The sequence below is a fragment of the Solirubrobacter deserti genome (assembly GCF_027587175.1).
GTDB lineage: Bacteria > Actinomycetota > Thermoleophilia > Solirubrobacterales > Solirubrobacteraceae > Solirubrobacter > Solirubrobacter deserti.
The window spans coordinates 35089-52232 of record NZ_JAPCID010000014.1 but is presented as its reverse complement, the minus strand read 5'-3'; the positions used below and the strand labels follow the sequence as shown (position 1 = coordinate 52232).

General features: G+C 70.8%; 18 protein-coding genes. 7 read left to right on the top strand and 11 right to left on the bottom strand.

Annotation, left to right across the window (positions count from 1 at the left end; translation table 11 throughout):
- Positions 1–2: 2 nt before the first annotated feature.
- Positions 3–830, bottom strand: coding sequence for a cupredoxin domain-containing protein (locus OJ962_RS11790; protein WP_202956424.1), 828 nt, complete (start codon positions 828–830; stop codon positions 3–5).
- A gap of 147 nt (positions 831–977) precedes the next feature.
- Here OJ962_RS11790 and OJ962_RS11785 point away from each other — a divergent pair, with 147 nt between their 5' ends.
- On the top strand, positions 978–2033 hold the full coding sequence (locus OJ962_RS11785; protein ID WP_202956423.1) for a plastocyanin/azurin family copper-binding protein: 1056 nt from the start codon (positions 978–980) through the stop codon (positions 2031–2033).
- Positions 2030–2959, top strand: coding sequence for a multicopper oxidase domain-containing protein (locus tag OJ962_RS11780; protein ID WP_202956422.1), 930 nt, complete (start codon positions 2030–2032; stop codon positions 2957–2959). Before OJ962_RS11785 ends, OJ962_RS11780 begins: the two co-directional genes overlap by 4 nt.
- Here the strand turns inward: OJ962_RS11780 and rsmI are convergent.
- Positions 2938–3741: a 16S rRNA (cytidine(1402)-2'-O)-methyltransferase gene (rsmI, locus tag OJ962_RS11775; protein WP_202956421.1), complete on the bottom strand. Its 804-nt coding sequence runs from the start codon at positions 3739–3741 to the stop codon at positions 2938–2940. The two genes, OJ962_RS11780 and rsmI, sit on opposite strands and share 22 nt — an antisense overlap.
- Positions 3738–4793: an ROK family protein gene (locus OJ962_RS11770; protein WP_202956420.1), complete on the bottom strand. Its 1056-nt coding sequence runs from the start codon at positions 4791–4793 to the stop codon at positions 3738–3740. The genes rsmI and OJ962_RS11770 overlap by 4 nt, the downstream gene beginning before the upstream one ends.
- Before the next feature lie 24 nt (positions 4794–4817).
- On the opposite strand from OJ962_RS11770, the gene OJ962_RS11765 reads away from it, so the two are divergent.
- On the top strand, positions 4818–5945 hold the full coding sequence (locus OJ962_RS11765; RefSeq protein ID WP_202956419.1) for an LCP family protein: 1128 nt from the start codon (positions 4818–4820) through the stop codon (positions 5943–5945).
- Here OJ962_RS11765 and OJ962_RS11760 read toward each other — a convergent pair.
- From OJ962_RS11760 to OJ962_RS11745, 4 genes are all read right to left on the bottom strand, one after another.
- Positions 5942–6910: an acyl-CoA dehydrogenase family protein gene (locus tag OJ962_RS11760; protein ID WP_202956418.1), complete on the bottom strand. Its 969-nt coding sequence runs from the start codon at positions 6908–6910 to the stop codon at positions 5942–5944. The two genes, OJ962_RS11765 and OJ962_RS11760, sit on opposite strands and share 4 nt — an antisense overlap.
- Positions 6907–8031 (bottom strand): acyl-CoA dehydrogenase family protein, encoded by a 1125-nt coding sequence (locus OJ962_RS11755; RefSeq protein ID WP_202956417.1) that lies wholly within the window; start codon positions 8029–8031, stop codon positions 6907–6909. The genes OJ962_RS11760 and OJ962_RS11755 overlap by 4 nt, the downstream gene beginning before the upstream one ends.
- Positions 8032–8052: 21 nt before the next feature.
- Positions 8053–8967 carry a DMT family transporter gene (locus OJ962_RS11750; protein WP_202956416.1) on the bottom strand — a complete coding sequence of 305 codons (915 nt, stop codon included), beginning with the start codon at positions 8965–8967 and terminating at the stop codon, positions 8053–8055.
- 73 nt (positions 8968–9040) lie between these two features.
- The gene (locus OJ962_RS11745; protein ID WP_202956415.1) at positions 9041–9355 is read right to left on the bottom strand and encodes an FmdB family zinc ribbon protein; all 315 of its coding nucleotides are present in this window, start codon (positions 9353–9355) and stop codon (positions 9041–9043) included.
- Positions 9356–9394: 39 nt separating this feature from the next.
- On the opposite strand from OJ962_RS11745, the gene OJ962_RS11740 reads away from it, so the two are divergent.
- Genes OJ962_RS11740 through OJ962_RS11730 form a run of 3 tightly spaced genes read left to right on the top strand, consistent with a single transcriptional unit; the run spans position 9395 to position 13272 of the window.
- A complete protein-coding gene (locus tag OJ962_RS11740) occupies positions 9395–10732 on the top strand; it encodes a glycine--tRNA ligase (protein WP_202956414.1) in 1338 nt (445 codons plus the stop codon).
- A 20-nt stretch (positions 10733–10752) separates the two neighbouring features.
- Positions 10753–11607, top strand: coding sequence for a class II glutamine amidotransferase (locus OJ962_RS11735; RefSeq protein ID WP_202956413.1), 855 nt, complete (start codon positions 10753–10755; stop codon positions 11605–11607).
- A gap of 6 nt (positions 11608–11613) precedes the next feature.
- Complete coding sequence (locus OJ962_RS11730; RefSeq protein WP_202956412.1) at positions 11614–13272, top strand: SLC13 family permease; 1659 nt, start codon at positions 11614–11616, stop codon at positions 13270–13272.
- Here OJ962_RS11730 and OJ962_RS11725 read toward each other — a convergent pair.
- The gene (locus tag OJ962_RS11725; RefSeq protein ID WP_202956411.1) at positions 13269–13829 is read right to left on the bottom strand and encodes an MBL fold metallo-hydrolase; all 561 of its coding nucleotides are present in this window, start codon (positions 13827–13829) and stop codon (positions 13269–13271) included. The genes OJ962_RS11730 and OJ962_RS11725 overlap by 4 nt on opposite strands.
- 106 nt (positions 13830–13935) lie before the next feature.
- Here OJ962_RS11725 and OJ962_RS11720 point away from each other — a divergent pair, with 106 nt between their 5' ends.
- Entirely contained in the window at positions 13936–14439 is a 504-nt protein-coding gene (locus tag OJ962_RS11720; RefSeq protein ID WP_202956410.1) for a cupredoxin domain-containing protein, read from the top strand.
- A gap of 45 nt (positions 14440–14484) precedes the next feature.
- On the opposite strand, the gene OJ962_RS11715 is transcribed toward OJ962_RS11720, so the two are convergent.
- The 3 genes from OJ962_RS11715 to OJ962_RS11705 all read right to left on the bottom strand — a co-directional run bounded on the left by OJ962_RS11715 (position 14485) and on the right by OJ962_RS11705 (position 17134).
- Positions 14485–15336 carry a trypsin-like serine peptidase gene (locus OJ962_RS11715; RefSeq protein WP_202956409.1) on the bottom strand — a complete coding sequence of 284 codons (852 nt, stop codon included), beginning with the start codon at positions 15334–15336 and terminating at the stop codon, positions 14485–14487.
- Between the two features lie 96 nt (positions 15337–15432).
- Positions 15433–16194, bottom strand: a complete 762-nt coding sequence (locus OJ962_RS11710) for an ABC transporter permease (protein ID WP_202956408.1) — start codon at positions 16192–16194, stop codon at positions 15433–15435.
- Positions 16187–17134 (bottom strand): ATP-binding cassette domain-containing protein, encoded by a 948-nt coding sequence (locus OJ962_RS11705; RefSeq protein WP_202956407.1) that lies wholly within the window; start codon positions 17132–17134, stop codon positions 16187–16189. Before OJ962_RS11705 ends, OJ962_RS11710 begins: the two co-directional genes overlap by 8 nt.
- Between the last annotated feature and the right edge of the window lie 10 nt (positions 17135–17144).

The following is a 17144-nucleotide window of genomic DNA, read 5'->3' as shown; positions in this document are numbered from 1 at the left end:
GCCTAGCGTAGGCGGAACGTGGCGCTGCGCGCGAGCTCGGTCGCCTCGTCGGACGCGGTGAGCAGCACGCGGGCCTGCACCTTGCGGTCTGTCGGGAGCTTGAACCGGACGCTGCCCGCGGCATTTGTCTTCGCCGCCTTCACGGGCCACCAGCCGAAGCGCTCCTTGAGCTTGAGCTGGAGGACGACGGTGGCGCCGGGGCTCGCGGGCGTGACCCGGGCGACGACCGTACGGCCGTGCTGCGCGGCGCTCACCTTGCGGTCGAGCACCAGCAGCTGGACGGGCGGTGCGGACTCCCCGCCCGCGACCGCGGTGTAGCTCGCGGTCGCGCTCGGCGTGAAGGTCGCGCTGAACGCGCCGGCCTTGACGGTGGCCGTGGCCCGTTCGGCGCCGTCGGCCTGGATCGAGACGGTCGCGCCGTCCGGCAACGCGGCGCGGCCCTTGAGCGTGTACGGACGGCCGGGCGCGGCGGGCTCCTTCGCGGCGTCCAGGAGCAGCCGGTGGACCGCGATGCCGCCGCGCATCGCCGGGTGCAGCCGGCACAGGTACGCGTAGGTCCCGGGCGTGTCGAAGCGGTGCTCGTACATCGCGTCCATCAGCAGGCGCGGGGACGCGAAGCTGCGGTCCTCGGCGGCCACGTCGTGCGCGCGCAGGGAGGCGTTGTGCCAGGTCACCGTGTCGCCGGCGAGCACGTCCAGGTGCGGAACCGCGAACGACGCGTTGTAGATCGGGACGGCGGGCCCAGCGTGCTTGGTGCCGTGGTCGTGCTGCGCGAAGGCGGGCGCGGGCAGGGCGAGCAGGACGGCGATCGGGAACAGGCAGCGGCGCATCGGACGCGACTATCTCGGGTGCGCCAAAGCGGTGCGATGGAGTTCTCCGCCGTCCTCAGGGCGGATAGCCGCACCCCGCTCACGAGCCAGCACCACAGTTTGGTCGAACGCTTGACTTCCGCTGCGTGGCGGCGTTTCTTGCTCCGCATGAATCCCCTCCGCACCGTGGTCGCCGCCGCCGTGATCACGCTTGCTGTGCCGGCCATGGCGCAGGCGAAGACGAAAGAGATGTACGTCGGCTCACCGCCGGCGACGACCAAGAAGCTCGGCGAGGCGACGGTCGCCAACGCGTTCTTCCCGAGCAAGCTGACGGTGGCCGCCGGTGATTCGGTGAAGTTCGTCCCGGCCGGCTTCCACAACGTCCACGTGCCCAAGAAGGGTGAGGGCGCGGCGCCGTTCCTCATCCCCAGCGGCCAGAAGGTCGCGGGCCTCAACGACGCCGCGGGCGCCCCGTTCTGGTTCAACGGCCAGGACGCGATGGGCCTGAACCCGGCGGTCGTGGCCGCGGCCGGCTTCGGCAAGAAGTTCACCTACACGGGCGCCGAGGCCATCCAGTCGGGCCTGCCGAGCGAGAAGGCCAAGCCGATGACGGTCAAGTTCTCCAAGGCCGGTAGGTACACCGTCTACTGCGACATCCACAACGGCATGAAGGCGACGGTCAAGGTCGTCAAGAAGGGCGCCAAGACGCCGACGGCCAAGCAGGACGCGGCCGCGATCAAGAAGCAGTCCGACGCGGCCCTCGCCGCCGCCGAGGGCCTCGCCACGGCCGAGCAGCCGGCCAGCACCGTCGCGCTCGGCGTGGCGGCCAAGGGCGGCGTCGAGTACCTGGGCATGGTTCCGGCGAACCTCACCGTCGCCCCGGGCACCACGGTCAAGTTCGCGATGACCAAGGGCAGCTACGAGCCGCACACGGCCACGTTCGGTCCGGGCGACATCACCGACCCGAACTCCTACATCGGCGCGATCGCCAAGTCGTTCGAGTCACCGGCGATCGACCCGAAGGCGATCTACCCGAGCGACGTCACGCCCGTCTCGATGAGCCCGACGCTGCACGGCAACGGCTTCTGGAACTCCGGCGTCCTGGACGCCGCGTCCGGCACGCCGCTGCCCGGCGAGGCGAGCGTGAAGTTCGACACGCCCGGCAAGTACACGTACTACTGCGTCATCCACCCGTTCATGGTCGGTTCCGTCACCGTTCAGTGAGGCGCCTGACCGCAATGGTGCTGTGCGGGGCCGCGAGCTTGCTCGCGGCCCCGTCCGCGTCGGCGGCCACCCGCGAGTACTGGGTGGCCGCCGTGCCGGTGACGCTCAACATCGCGCCCAACCAGCGCGACGCGATCCACGACACCAAGCTCACCCCCGAGCAGACCGTCTTCGGCACGGTCGTCTACCGGCGCTACACGAAGGGCTGGAAGAAGCCGCTGGCGAACGTGTCGGCGCCCGGCTCGGGCAACACCGACCTCATCCCGGGGCCGCTGATCCGCGCCCGCGTCGGCGACAAGATCCGCGTGCACTTCAAGAACCTCGACACGGCGTTCAACCGGTCGCACTCGATGCACTTCCACGGCGTCGAGTACAAGCCCGACTCCGACGGCTCCTACCTGCCCGGCTACTCCGGCAAGGACGCGGACGTCAAGCCCGGTCAGACGTGGACCTACAAGCTCACCGCGGGCAAGGACTCCGCGGGCGCGTGGCCGTATCACGATCACGGGCCGGACATGACGCCGTCGCTGGAGGGCGGGATGTTCGGGATGCTCTCGATCCTGGGCCGCAAGGAGCGCGCGCCGGACCGCGAGTACGTCGTGATCTTCTCGCCCATGGGCCAGTTCCAGGCCGTCAACGGGCGCGCGTTCGTCGGCAACACGCCGGTGTTCAAGTCCCGCGTCGGCGAGCTCGTGCAGTGGGACGTCGCCGTGATCGGCTCCGAGCACCACACGTTCCACGTCCACGGCCACCGCTGGCGCAACCCGCTGGGCGTGCCGGTGGACACCATCACGCTCGGCCCGGCCGAGTCGGCCCGCATCCGCTGGCGCGAGCGCGACCCCGGCACGTGGATGTACCACTGCCACGTGGAGTCGCACATGATGGCCGGGATGATCGGGACCTATCAGGTCAACAGAGCGCGGTAGAGCTCGTTCGAGGGCGCGCCGGTGAGGTCGGAGACGACCTTCGCGGCCGTCTTCGCGCGGGCTCCCGCGTCGACCAAGGCCCGCACGGCCTCGACCGCCTCCGGATCGAGTCCCGCGGATTTCGGCGCGCCCCCGATCACGAGGACGATCTCGCCGCGCGGGTCCTGGTCGGCGTAGCGCCCCGCGAGTTCGGCGGCGCTCCCGCGGACGATCTCCTCGTGCAGCTTCGTCAGCTCGCGGCAGACGGCGACGGGGCGCTCGGGGTCCAGGTCGGCGAGGATCTTCAGCGACGCACCGACGCGCCGCGGCGACTCGAACGCCACGACGGTCTCCGGCGCTGCGAACACCTCCCGCAGCGGACCCGCCTTGCGCGGGAGAAAGCCCGCGAAGCGCCAGGCATCGTTGGGCAGGCCGCTGGCGACGAGCGCGGTGAGCGTCGCCGACGGGCCGGGCAGCACCTCGACACGCAGGTCGGCGGCGATCGCGGCCTGGACGAGGTCATAGCCGGGGTCGCTGACGAGCGGCATGCCGGCGTCGCTGACCAGCGCCACCGTCGCGCCCTCGCGCATGCGCTCGACGAGCTCAGCCGCGCGGGCGCGCTCGTTGTGCTCGTGGTAGGAGACGAGCCGGGCCTCGATGCCATGGCGCCTGAGCAGGCCCTGCGTGTGGCGGGTGTCCTCGCACGCGATCACGTCCGCCTCCCGCAGCGCCGCGAGCACGCGCAGCGTGATGTCCTCGAGGTTCCCGATCGGGGTCGGGCAGACGACCAGGCGCCCGCTCACGATGACGATTCGCGCGAGTGCGAGCCCGCTGGGCGAGTACTCGCAGCGTCGCGAGCCGCCAGGCGAGTGACGCCGGCTTCGATCGCGCCCGTCGGCTTGCCGTCGAGCAGGTCGCGGGCGAGCAGGCCCGCGCCGATCATCCCCGCCTCCGGGCCGAAGCGCGCGGCTTCGACGCGCACGACGTCCTTCGCCGGCGAGAGCGCGCGCTGGCGCATCACCTCTCGAGCCGGCTCGAGCAGCAGTTCCCCGGCCGCGATCACGCCGCCGCCGATCACGACCACCTGCGGGTTGAACGTGTTCACGAGGTTGACGATGCCGACGCCGAGCGCGCGGCCGATCGTCTCGATCGCGTCCCGGGCCACCGGGTCCCCGGCGGTGGCCAGCTCGGTGATCAGCGGGCCGGTGAGCTCACGGCCCTCCTCGAGCGCCTCGCCGAGCGCGGTGTCGGGGCGCTTGGCCACGGCCAGCGACGCCTCGCGCACGAGCGCGGTGCCGGACGCCACCGACTCCAGGCAGCCCCAGTTGGGGCAGTTGCCCTGGCACGGGCGGCCGTCCATGTCGACGATCATGTGCCCCATCTCGGCGCCGCCCATGATCCAGCCGCGGTAGACCTCGCCGCGCAGCAGCAGGCCGCCGCCGATCCCGGTGCCGAGCGTGAGCAGCGTCACCTCGGTCGCACCCTTGGCCACGCCGAGCCGCGACTCGCACACGGTATGGCAGTTGGCGTCGTTGTCCACGACGACCGGCATCTGCAGGCGCTCGGCCATCACGTCGCCGAAGGCGATGTCCTTGAGCGGGACGTTGACGGCCTGCACCGCCATCCCGCTGCGCGAGTCGAATGTGCACGGGATCCCGAACCCGATCGCCCGGATCTCGCCGACCGCGGTTCTGATCTCGTCGACCGCATCGGCGACCATCTGCACGAGTTCATCCTGCGAGAGCCCATAGACAGGGCGGTTGGTACGGTGGATCACCGATAGATCCGCGCCGACCGCTCCCGCCAGCAGCTTCGTGCCGCCGAGGTCGACGCCGATGACGTAGCCCTCGGCCATGTCGGCCAACACTACCGCTCCCGCATGGCCGATTCCCCCGACGACAAGCCTCCGTACACGGTTTATCGCTCCAAGCCGAAGCTCTTCCGGCGGCGCGACGACGACGGTGCGGTGCAGCCGGAGCCGCCCGCGCCGCAGGGCTGGGACGAAGCGCCACCGCCGCGACGCCGCCGCCGGCTGCCGTTTCCGCGGCGCCGCCCGGGGCACCGCCGGCGCTTCGGCGTCTGGCGGCTGCTGCGCTGGCTGGTCACCGGCGTCGTCGCGTGGTTGGCGATCTCGCTGGTGCTGTTCCTGATCTCGGCCCAGATCCAGTCGGCCTCGGTGTCCGACGCCGCCGACGCCGAGCTCGGCGGGGCCGGCTACCCGCTCACGTCGCCGAACACGGTGCTCGTCCTCGGATCGGACGCCCGCACCAAGGACTCCAAGGAGCCCGGTGCGAACAAGATCGGCGAGGCGTCCCGGTCGGACTCGATCCTGCTGCTGCGCATCGGCGGCGGCAGCAACGCGACCCTGTCCATCCCGCGCGACACCGTCGTGGAGATCCCGGGGCACGGCCAGAACAAGATCAACGCCGCCTACGCGCTCGGCGGCCCGGCGCTGGCGATCCGCACGGTCGAGAGCTACCTCGGCATCCCGGTCAACCACCTCGTCGAGGTCAACTTCGAGAACTTCCCGCAGCTGATCGACGCGCTCGGCGGCGTGACCTACCGCGGCGGCTGCGTCGTCTCCCGCATCAACGGCGGCTTCAAGAACGGCGGCTACACGCTGCGCCTGAAGGCCGGCGAGCAGGAGATCGACGGCCGGCAGGCGCTCGCCCTCGCCCGCACGCGCAAGAACGAGTGCAACCCGCGCGAGTCCGACCTCACCCGCGCCCGCCGCCAGCAGAAGATCATGAACTCGATCAAGGACAAGGTCACTTCCTTGGAGACGTTCATCCGCCTGCCCTGGGTCTCCTGGGCCGCGCCCAAGGCGATCCGCTCGGACATGTCCGGCCCGACGCTGCTCGGCGTCGTCGGCGCGGAGCTGAGCGCCGGCACCGCCAAGCCGAACGTGCTCAAGCCCACGGGCACGGTCACGTTGCCGGACGGTGGCGCCGGCCTCACCGTGGACGAGGCGAGCAAGCAGCGCGCCGTCGACCGTTTCCTGCGTTAGAGGTGGGCCGCCGCGACCTGCTCGCGGTGCCAGGTGGAGTCGCCGAACGCGCGGGCGTTCGCCTCGGCGCGCTTGAGGAACAGGTGCAGGTCGTGCTCCCACGTGAAGCCGATGCCGCCGTGGACCTGCAGGGCTGAGCGGCAGACGTTGACGGCGGCGTCGCTCGCGTAGGCCTTCGCGGAGTTGGCGGCCATGAACGCGGCGTCCGGATCATGGTCGAGCGCCCACGCGGCCCAGAGCACGACGTTGCGGGCGCCCTCGGTCTCGAGGAACATCTGCGCGCACGCGTGGGAGACGGCCTGGTAGGACCCGATCGGGCGGTCGAACTGCTTGCGCTCCTTCGCGTACTGCACCGACATGGCGGTGACCCGAGCGGCAACCCCCACGGACTCCGCCGCCGCGGCGACCGCGATCGCGTGCCAGGCGCGGCCGAAGTGGTCGCCGGAGAGCTCCTCGCCGGCGCCGTCGAACGTGACGGTGGAGAGCGGCCGGGTCGGGTCCAGCGCGCGGGCGGGCTCGACCGTGGCGGCCGAGGACGGCACCGCGAAGTGACGCCCGCCGGACGCGGTGACGATGAACACGTCGGCGCCTTCGGCCGCCGGCACCGCGATCTTCGTCCCGGCCGGGCCGTCCATCGTGGACGCGGCGGGATCGGTCCCGCCCTCGTCCCACATGGCCACGGTCCCGCGCCCCTCCAGCTCCGGATGCAGCAGCCGGGCGGCCCAGTGCGAGGCGAGCGGCGTCGGCGCCAGGGACGCTCCCAGCTCCTCGGCCACGACCGCCAGCTCGACCATCCCGAAGTCGGTGATCTCCGGCCAGCCGAGCTCTACGACCTCGTCCCAGGTGTCGTCCGCGGCGCCGTCGAGCGCGATCTCCCGCACCCGCGCGATCGGGTAGCGCGCCGCGAGCCAGTCGCGTGCCGTGCGCTTGATCTCGCGCTGGTCCTCGGTGAGCTCGAAGTTCATGCGCGCGGCAGCCCCAGCACCCGCTCGGCGACGATGTTCTTGAGGATCTCGGTGGTCCCGCCTTCGATCGAGTTCGCGCGGGCGCGCAGGAAGCGGTAGGTCCAGACGTCGTCGACCAGCTGCCCCGCCGGACCGCGCGCGTCCAACCCCAGGGTCGTGAGCGCCTGGTTGAGGTCCGCCCACAGCCACTTGCCCAGCGACCCCTCGGGCCCGGGCTCGCCGCCCTTCGCTGCCGACGTGAGCCCGCGGTAGGCGAGCAGCCGCAGCACCTGCGCCTCGATCGCGACCTGAGCGAAGCGCTGCCGGATCAGCGGATCCTTCGTGCCCTTCAGCTCGTCGGCGAGCTCGCTGAGCGCCACCTGCACGCGCGCCTGGAGCGCGAACGCGAGCCCGGCGCGCTCGTGCATCAACGTCGTGATCGCCACGCGCCAGCCGTTGTCGACGCCGCCGACGACGTTCTCGACCGGAATCCGCGCGCCGTCGATGAACAGCTCGTTGAACTCGGCCTCGCCCGTGATCTGCACCAGCGGCCGCACCTCGACGCCGTCCTGCTCCATGTCCAGCAGGAAGTAGGTGAGCCCGCGGTGCTTGGGCGCGTCCGGGTTCGTGCGCGCGAGGAGCATGCACCACTTGGAGTGATGCGCGTACGTGGTCCAGACCTTCTGGCCCGTGACGACGTACGCGTCGCCGTCCAGCACGGCCTTGGTCTTGAGCGACGCGAGGTCGGAGCCCGACTCGGGCTCGGAGAACCCCTGGCACCAGATCTCGTCCGCGCTCAGGATGGGCGCCAGGAACCGCTCCTTCTGCTCGTCCGTGCCGTGGGCGATCACCGTCGGCCCGCCCATGGTGAGCCCGAGGACGTTCGCGAGCTGTGGCGCGCGCGCCCGCGCGAACTCCTCGAACAGGATCGCCTGCTCGATCTGCGTCGCGCCCGCCCCGCCGTACTCGGTCGGCCACGTGAGCCCGGCCCAGCCGCGCTCGTTGAGGGCGCGCTGCCAGTCGCGGCGGAACGTGAACGACGCCTCGTCCCCGTCGGGCTCACGCCCGGGATGGTGGTCGGCGATCCACGCGCGCAGCGTGTCGCGGAACTCCTCCTCCGCCGGCGAGAGCGTCAGGTCCACGCGGCGGAAACTAACACGCCGTCAGGAAGCGCGCGCCATCGCCGGCGTACCCGCCGCAGCGGCGACCTTCTTCGGCCGCGAGGCGATCGCGACGCCGGCGAGGATCACGACCAGGCCGATGATCGCCGCGACGGTGATCGCCTCGTCGAGGAAGATCGCGCCGTAGAACAGCGCCACGCCCGGCGCCAGGTAGGAGACCAGCGCCGCGCGCCCGGCGCCGACGGCCCCGATCAGCTCGTAGTAGATGACGAACGCCAGGGCGGTGCCGAGCACGCCGAGTGCGACCAGCGCCGCCACCGAGCCGGCGTCGGGCGTGTTCCCCGGCGTCGTCGCCACCCCGATGGGCAGCGTCACCAGGCCGGCCAGCGTCACGCTGATCCACGTGGTCTGCACCGCGGCCAGGTTGCCGTACTTGCCCTTGACCACGAAGCTCGAGAGCCCGTAGAAGAACGCCGCGCCGACCATCGCCATCGCGCCCAGGAACTCCTTCAAGGAGTGCACGGACTCGACGCCGACGATCAGGATCACGCCCGCCAGCCCGAGCAGCATCCCGACGCCCTGCCGGCGGTCGATCCGCTCGGACGGCAGCAGGAACGGCGCCAGCAGCGCGATGAACAGCGACGCGGGCGAGATCAGCACCGCCGTCAGCCCGGACGGCACGACGTGCTCGCCGTAGGTGATCAGCAGGAACGGCGCGGTCACCGCGCTCAGGCTCAGGATCAGCGCCCACCACGGACGCTCGCGCACGTCACGCCACGCCCGCGACGCCTGCCCGGTGACGCGCAGCACGGCGTACAGCACGATCGACGCCAGCAGGCAGCGCAGCGACACGATCATCGCGGCCGAGAAGCCCTCGAGCGCGTACTTGATCAGCAGGTAGGAGCCGCCCCAGATGGCGGCGAGGGCGGCGAGGAGCGTGACGTGGCGGGCAGACATGGACGCGGTCGAGTGTCACCACCCGACCACACGAGCGCAAATGAAGATCCGTGGGAACCCGGATCAGAAACGCTTATGTGTCCGACTTCGCGGGCGTCGAGGACGACGTGGACGCGCTCGACGAGCTGTCCGAGGACTTCTTCTCCGCCTGCTTGGCGTCGTGCTTGTCCGCGCCGGAATCCGCGGAGGCCGCGGTCTGGCGGTTGCGCTTGGCGGTGCCGTAGTCCGTGTTGTAGAAGCCCGACCCCTTGAAGTGGACAGCTACGGGGTGGAAGACGCGCTGGACCGGAGCGCCGCACTCCTGGCACTCGGTCACCGGACTGTCGGTCATCTTCTGCATCACGTCGAAGTGATGGCCGTTCTCGCAGCGGTACTCGTAAATGGGCATAGACGGACTGGCGAGTTTAGCCGCCTAAGATGCGGTCCCATGCCCGCAAGCTCCATGGACGAGGTCGTCGCGCTCTGCAAGCGGCGCGGCCTGATCTTCCCTGCCTCCGAGATCTACGGCGGCATCGCCAACACCTACGACTACGGGCACTACGGAGTCCTGCTCAAGCGCAACGTCACCGACGCGTGGTGGAAGGCGATGATCCAGGAGCGCGACGACATCGTCGCCCTGGACTCGGCGATCATCCAGCACCCGCGCACGTGGGAGGCCTCCGGCCACCTCGCCGGCTTCAGCGATCCGCTCGTCCAGTGCCTGGGCAAGTGCAAGAAGCGCTACCGGCTGGACCACCTGCAGGAGGAAGCCGAGGCCAAGGGTGAGGACCCGGCGCTCGTCAAGTGCCCGACCTGCGGCGGTGACCTGAGCGAGCCGCGCGCGTTCAACCTGATGTTCCAGACCAACATCGGGCCCGTGCAGGAGGAGGGCTCGACGGTCTACCTGCGCCCCGAGACCGCGCAGGGCATCTTCCTGGACTTCAAGCAGACGCTCAACTACGCGCGCAAGAAGCCGCCGTTCGGCATCGCGCAGATCGGCAAGTCGTTCCGCAACGAGATCACGCCGGGCAACTTCATCTTCCGCACGCTCGAGTTCGAGCAGATGGAGATGGAGTTCTTCGTCCCCCCGGATGAGGCCGAGCAGTGGTACGAGTACTGGTGCCAGGAGCGCCTGAACTGGTACGTCAAGCTCGGCATCAGCCCCGAGCGCCTGCGCCTGCGCCCGCACGACGCCGAGGAACTCAGCCACTACTCGTCCGGCACCAGCGACGTCGAGTACCTGTACCCGATCGGCTGGTCCGAGCTCGAGGGCGTCGCCAACCGCGGCAACTTCGACCTCACCCAGCACGCCCAGTTCTCGCGCGAGAAGCTGGAGTGGAAGGACCCGCAGACCGGCCAGGGCTATCTCCCGCACGTCATCGAGCCCGCCGCCGGCCTCGGCCGCACGATGCTCGCGCTGCTGTGCGAGGCCTACGACCAGGACGACATCGGCGGCGAGACCCGCACCGTGCTGCGCCTGCACCCGACGATGGCGCCGATCAAGGTGGCCGTCCTCCCGCTGCTGCGCAAGGACGGCCACCCCGAGAAGGCGCGCGACATCTACACCGACCTGCGCAAGCGGATGTCCGCCGAGTACGACGAGGGCGGCCACATCGGCAAGCGCTACCGGCGCCAGGACGAGATCGGCACGCCGTTCGGCGTCACCGTCGACCACCAGACGCTCGAGGACGACACCGTCACGCTGCGCGACCGCGACTCGTTGACGCAGGAGCGCGTCCCGGTGGCCGACCTCGCGCGCATCCTCGAGGAGCGCATCGGCGGGTGAGGGCGTAGTGTTGCGAGCGCATGTGTCGCCTGTTCGCACTGCACGCCGGGGGCCAGGACGTCGAGGCCGACTTCTGGCTGCTGGAGGCGCCCACATCGCTCGCGGCGCAGAGTGAGGTCAACGCCGACGGCTTCGGGCTCGCGACGCTGAGCGCCGACTCGGCGCTGCTGCTGGTCCGCAACCCGGTGCGGGCCGCGGGCGATCGCCTCTATCACGGGGTCGCGCGCCACGCGGAGGCGTGTCAGTTCCTCGCGCACCTGCGCTACGCCGACACCGGCGGCGTGTCCCTGCAGAACACACACCCGTTCTTCCAGGACGGGCGGATGTTCGCCCACAACGGCGTCGTCGGCGATCTCGAGCGGCTCGAGCACCGGCTCGGGGAGCAGCGGGCCGTGGTGAGCGGCGAGACCGACTCCGAGCGCGTCTTCGCGCTGATCACGCTGCACATCCGCGCCGCCGGCGGCGACGTCCGTGCCGGCATCACCGCGGCCGTCCGCGAGCTCGCCGACGGCTACGAGCTCTACAGCATCAACTTCGTGCTCGGCGAGGTCGGGCACCTGTGGGCCTTCCGCTATCCCGAGCACAATCCGTTGCTGGTGCTCGAGCACGCCGGCGGCGGGCCGCTGGTCGAGCGTGACGCCCACGGCACGTTCAGCATGCAGGCCAACCCGCGCGGCGACCAGCGGATGGTGGTGATCGCCAGCGAGCGGATGGACGCGAACCCCGGCTGGCAGGACGTCGGCGTCGGCGAGCTCATCCACGTCGGGCCCGAGCTCGAGCTCGACCGCCAGACGGTCCTGACCGAGCCGCCGCGCCACCCCATGGTGCTGTCCGGCCGCGCGCAGCAGTCGCAGGCCTACGAGCGCGACGACTGACGCGCGATGCTGTGGGTCGCCGCCGCCCTCGTCGTCGGCGCGCTCGCTGCGATGGCCTCGGGCAGGATCGACCCGCTGCTCGCGCTCCTGGTCGCGCTGGTCCTCGCCGCGATCATCGGCGTCGCGCCGGTGAACGAGCTCGCCTCGGGACTCAGCAACCCGGGTGTGATCACGATCGCGGCGATGCTGGTGATCGCCCGGGGCATCGTCCAGACCGGGGTGGTCTCGCGCGCCACCTGGGCGCTGCTGGCGTCGACCACGACCGCGCAGCAGGTCTTCCGCCGGCTGGCGGTGCCGATCGGCCTCGGCTCGGCGTTGATCAACACGACGCCGTTGGTGGCGATGCTGATCCCCGCCGCGCGGCAGCTGGAGCAGACCAAGCGCATCCCGGCCCGGGAGGTGCTGCTGCCGATCGCACACGTCACGACCTTGGCGGGCTCGGTGACGCTGATCGGCACCAGCTCGAACCTGGTGATCGCCGGGATCGCCGGCGAGCGGGGTGTGGACATGGGGATGCTGTCGTTCGCGGCCGTCGCGCTGCCGGTCGCGCTGGTCGGCGCCGTCGTGACCTACCTGACCGGCCGGCGCGCGCTCCGCGGAGCGGTGGACACCGCGGCCCGCAGCCAGGACTGGCGCGTCGAGATCCGCGTCAACACACCGGCGCGCGCCGAGCACCGCCGCGCGACGACGCTCGGGATCGACCGGACGCAGGAGTACGAGCTGGTCGGCATCGAGCGCTGGGGCACGACGCTCGGCCCGCAAGAGCGGATCGAGGCCGGCGATCTGCTCGTGTTCAACGCCACCGAGGAGGGGATCGCGGCGCTCTGGGCGACGCCGCTGTTCGGCACGTCGGCGCAGCGGCTGTACGCCGTCAGCGTCGGCGCCGGCGAGCCCGTCTCGCTGCACGAGCTCGAACGCGACGGATCGCTGCGGATCATCGCTGCCCGCAGCGATCGCCCGCTGCACGAGACCGACCTGAGCCCGGGTGAGACCTGTTACGTCACGGGCGAGAGCGAGGAGGCGGTCGCGCGCAGCCCCGCCGTGGCGCTCTGGCAGCGGGCGACGAGCCGGGCGCCGCAGCCGTCGAAGACGCTCGTCGCGCTCGGCGTCCTGCTGTGCGTGGTGATCGCCGCGTCCTTCGGGCTGGTGGCCGCCGAAGTCGCCGCCGCGGGCGGCGCCGTGCTGATGGTGCTGACCGGCGTGATCACACCGCGGTCCGCCGCACGCGCACTCGAGCCCCGGGTTCTCGCCCTGCTCGCGGCCTCGATCGGCCTCGGCGCGATCGTCGTCGAGAGCGGCCTCGCGGACGTCATCTCCGACGCGATCGCCGACCTCTCGGACGGGACCCTCGGGCTCGTGCTCGTGCTCGCCGTCGCGACCACGGTGACGACGAACCTCGTCACCAACGCGGCCACCGCGGCGATCGTCACGCCCGTCGCGCTGTCGCTGGCGGACGAGCTCGGCGCCGACCCGGTGCTGGTGCTCGCCCTGGTCGGCACCTGCGTCTCGTTCACGCTCATCAATCCCTACAGCCACCAGTCCAACTTGATGGTGCTGCAGCCCGGCGGTTACAGCGAAGCGCAGTTCGCCCGCTTCGGCGTACCGATCCTCGCCGCCTGCCTCGTGACCGCGTGCGGCTTCGCCGTTCTGTGGTTGAGCGCCTAGCGGTCCTCGCCGCGCCGCAGCCGCTCGATGATCGCGTCCAGCTGGGCCGCGTCGGCGGGCGCGTACCACGGCCCGTCGGCGCTCGCCGCCCACGGCACGAGCCAGTCGAACTCGACCGTCTTCAGGCGCTCGACGCTGGCGATGTAGGCCTCGCGGTCGCTGTCGTCGAGCACGGCGGCCCGCCACTGGTCGCCGTCGAGGAAGATCGAGTCGCCGGTGAAGAGCATCCGGCGCCACAGGAACGCGGTCGCGCCCGGCGTGTGACCCGGGATCGGGATCAGCTCGAAGTCGCCGTCGACGGTCTCGCGCCGCGCGAACGTGGTGTGCGGCACGTCGACCCACGGCGCGTCGGCCTCGTGCACGTACAGCGGCGCGTCGACGAACCCGCCGCCGAACTTCGCCTCGTGCCAGTGGTTGAGGTACTGCGCGCGGGCGGACCCGCCGGCGCCGCGCGCGGCGTAGACGACGAACCCGTTGTCGAGCGTGAACGCTCGGATGTGGACGGTGTCGGCGAACGGGAGCGGCTCGCCAGCAGAAGGATGGATGCCATCGAGCATGCGCTGCACCGTAGGAATGACGTCGCCGGGTTTCGATCGGCCATTGGGCCTACGACTAGGGGAATCCCCGATGCAACCCGGGCGGCGTCGGTCTTGGATGGCGCCCATGATCCGTCGCATCTCCGCGGTGGCCGCGCTCGCCTCCCTGGCTGTCGCCGCTCCCGCCTTCGCCGCGCCCAAGGCCAACACGATCACCGCCATCGGCGGCATGAAGGTCAAGGCCAACGCCTACGTCCAGGACGACCAGCGCTGGGACGCGAACAAGTACTCGGTCAAGTCCGGCGCGACCGTCACGCTGCGCGACAAGTCCACGATGGGTCAGCCCCACTCGCTGTCGCTGATCAAGAAGCTCCCGAAGGGCGATCAGGCGATCATGGAGTGCAAGGAGTGCGGCCCGCTGATGGAGGCGCACGGCGCCGACCCGGAGTCGATGGAGGCCAAGACCGAGCTCGTCGAGGCCGGCGGCGAGGGCTTCGACACCGCGGGGGACTCGATCTGGCTGCCCGCCAAGGGCAAGGTCACCTTCGAGGTCACCGCGAAGGCCGGCACGAAGCTCGCCTTCGTCTGCGCGATCCACCCCTGGATGCTGGGCGAGATCACCGTCAAGTAGCGAGCCGTGGGCGGCGCGCCGGTGCGCGCCGCCCCCGATCCGCGTCTAACCCGCGGCCGCCGCGTTGTAGAGCGACTGCGCGACCGAGCCCTGGTAGGGCCCGTACATCACGTCCGGCTGGTTGTTGTAGCCGTACGAGTTCACGCTGACGACGTTGGAGCCGACGATCCAGCCGCCGCCTGAAGAGCCGCCGGTCATGTCGCAGCCGATGCCCAGCGTCGCCGGATTGGCCGACGTGTCGCTGGTCTGCAGCCCGGAGTTGCAGCGCCACAGGCGCTCGCCGCCGAACGGCGGCGCAGCCGGATAGCCGTACGAGGTGTACGTCTGGTTGCGGGCCGTGTTGAACGCGATCCCGCGACCGCCGACACGGTCGGTGAGCGCGGTGCCGCCCGCCGGGGCGACCACGGCCGCGCCGAGGTCGTAGCTGAAGTCGCCGGAGTTGCGCCACGCCGTCGGTGTGTACAGGTTCTCGGCGACGTAGACGCCGAGCGGGGCCGAGCCGTCCTTGTAGGCGGGCACGAACTCCCAGTTGGTGGCGAACGCACCCGGGCCCTCGTTGACGCAGTGGCCCGCGGTCCAGACCACGGACTTGTTGCCGCTCAGCAGCGCGGTGCCCGAGCACACGTAGTCGTTGCCGCCGAGGGTGAAGAACACCTTGCCGTGCGTGGAGGTCGGCGCCTGCGTGTAGGGCGTCGTGACTTCCTCCGAGGTCCACGGCAACGCGGCCTTGCGGGCCTGGCCGGGCGCGGCTCCCCCGAACCGCTTCTCGGCCGGCGTGGCCGCCTTCATGCGCTCGGCGGTCCAGTAGCTCGTGACCGAGCTCTTGGACTGGCTCACCTGCTTGGTCTCGACCCGCGCCTCAGCGGCGGGTGCGGCCAGCAAAAGGCATGCCAGCATCGCCGGCGTTAGTGAACGTCGCAAAACGAACTGCCTCCCGTTCCCACGCGCTCAAGCACCCCTGCACGAGCACGTGATTTGTGTGACGTTCTCAGCCTAGCGCGCGCTCACCTTGCGGTATTTCATTACCGCCAATGGCGCGAAGACCGCCACCAGACCGACCGACCACAACGTCGCCTGCCACACGGAATCGCCCGCCGGTGTGCCGACGAACAGGTGGCGCATGGCATCGACCGCGAGGGTGAACGGGTTCACTTCGGCGAACGCCTCCAGCGGCGCGGGCATGTTTTGAATGGGAACGAACGCCGACGAGATGAACGTGATCGGGAAGATGACGGTGAAGCCGATCTGCTGTGCGCTCTCGGCGCTGGTGGAGTACAGGCCGACGAGCGCGAAGATCCAGCTGAAGGCGTAGCCGAACAGCAGCAACAGCAGGATCCCGTACAGCACCTCCGGCACGCTCGTGCTGAAGCGGAAGCCGACCACGTAGCCGACGAGGATCACGATGATCACGCCGAACAGGTTCACCACCACGTCGGCGAGCGTGCGGCCGGCGAGCACGGCGCTCCGCGCCATCGGCAGCGACCGGAAGCGATCGATCAGGCCCTTGTTGAGGTCCTCCACCAGCCCGACCGCGGTCAGCGCGCCGCCGAAGGTGATGTTCTGGACGATGATCCCCGGGATCAGGAAGTCCTCGTAGTCCATCCCGGTGTCGATCGAGCCGCCGAACACGTACACGAACAGCAGCACGAACATGATCGGCTGGATCGTGTAGCCGATCAGCATCTCGGGCTGGCGGCGGAACTTGATCAGGTTGCGCTTGAGGATCACCAGCGCGTCGGCGACCATCTCAGGCATCGCTGTCCTCCACCTCCTCCGCGGGGCGGCCGGTGAGGGTGAGGAACACGTCGTCCAGCGTGGGGCGCCGGACCGCGATGTCGTCGATCGCCACGCCGGCGTCGTCGAGCGCGCGCACGGCGTCCGCCACCGGGATGTGGCCGGGCACGGTGACGAGCGGGAACTCGGCGTGGACGTCGTCGCAGATGCCGCCCAGCGCGCGGATCGCCTTCTCCTCGTCAGCCGTGTCGCGCAGCTTGACCTCGAGCCGCTCGCCGCCGATCTGGCTCTTGAGCTCGTCGGAGGTGCCCTCGGCGATCACCGTGCCGTGGTCGATGACCGCGATCCGGTCCGCGAGGCGGTCGGCCTCGTCGAGGTACTGCGTGGTGAGCAGGACGGTCGTGCCCTCGGCCACGCGCGCCTCGATCGTCTCCCACAGGCCGATGCGGCTGCGCGGGTCCAGGCCCGTGGTGGGCTCGTCGAGGAACACGACGGGCGGGTGCGCGACGAGCGCCGCGGCCAGATCCAGCCGGCGCCGCATGCCGCCGGAGTAGGTCTTGGCGGGACGGTCGGCGGCGTCGGAGAGGTCGAAGCGCTCGAGCAGGTCGCGGGCGCGCTCGCGCGCCGTCGGCTTGCCGAGGTGGTAGAGCCGCCCGACCATGTCGAGGTTCTCGAACCCGGTCAGGTTCTCGTCGACGGCCGCGTACTGGCCCGCGAGGCCGATGCGGCCGCGCAGCTGCTTGGCGTCGGCCTTGACGTCCAGGCCGGCGACGCGCGCGCTGCCGGCGTCGGCCTCGAGCAGGGTGGTGAGGATGCGGACGGCGGTCGTCTTCCCGGCACCGTTCGGGCCGAGCAGGCCCAGCACGGAACCCGCCTCGGCGCGCAGGTCGACTCCCCTGAGGGCTTCGACCTTGCCGTAGGACTTCTGCAACCCCTCCGCGATGATCGCTGGGTCCGGCACGAGGGGCGGA

Bases quoted from the DNA above. Each gene is read 5' to 3' on its own strand.
- OJ962_RS11760 (WP_202956418.1), bottom strand. From the start codon at position 6,910: ATGAACTTCGAGCTCACCGAGGACCAGCGCGAGATCAAGCGCACGGCA.
- OJ962_RS11735 (WP_202956413.1), top strand. From the start codon at position 10,753: ATGTGTCGCCTGTTCGCACTGCACGCCGGGGGCCAGGACGTCGAGGCC.
- OJ962_RS11770 (WP_202956420.1), bottom strand. From the start codon at position 4,793: ATGGCCGAGGGCTACGTCATCGGCGTCGACCTCGGCGGCACGAAGCTG.
- OJ962_RS11750 (WP_202956416.1), bottom strand. From the start codon at position 8,967: ATGTCTGCCCGCCACGTCACGCTCCTCGCCGCCCTCGCCGCCATCTGG.
- OJ962_RS11765 (WP_202956419.1), top strand. From the start codon at position 4,818: ATGGCCGATTCCCCCGACGACAAGCCTCCGTACACGGTTTATCGCTCC.
- OJ962_RS11790 (WP_202956424.1), bottom strand. From the start codon at position 830: ATGCGCCGCTGCCTGTTCCCGATCGCCGTCCTGCTCGCCCTGCCCGCG.
- OJ962_RS11725 (WP_202956411.1), bottom strand. From the start codon at position 13,829: ATGCTCGATGGCATCCATCCTTCTGCTGGCGAGCCGCTCCCGTTCGCC.
- OJ962_RS11720 (WP_202956410.1), top strand. From the start codon at position 13,936: ATGATCCGTCGCATCTCCGCGGTGGCCGCGCTCGCCTCCCTGGCTGTC.
- OJ962_RS11715 (WP_202956409.1), bottom strand. From the start codon at position 15,336: ATGCTGGCATGCCTTTTGCTGGCCGCACCCGCCGCTGAGGCGCGGGTC.
- OJ962_RS11785 (WP_202956423.1), top strand. From the start codon at position 978: ATGAATCCCCTCCGCACCGTGGTCGCCGCCGCCGTGATCACGCTTGCT.
- OJ962_RS11710 (WP_202956408.1), bottom strand. From the start codon at position 16,194: ATGCCTGAGATGGTCGCCGACGCGCTGGTGATCCTCAAGCGCAACCTG.
- OJ962_RS11740 (WP_202956414.1), top strand. From the start codon at position 9,395: ATGCCCGCAAGCTCCATGGACGAGGTCGTCGCGCTCTGCAAGCGGCGC.
- OJ962_RS11745 (WP_202956415.1), bottom strand. From the start codon at position 9,355: ATGCCCATTTACGAGTACCGCTGCGAGAACGGCCATCACTTCGACGTG.
- OJ962_RS11730 (WP_202956412.1), top strand. From the start codon at position 11,614: ATGCTGTGGGTCGCCGCCGCCCTCGTCGTCGGCGCGCTCGCTGCGATG.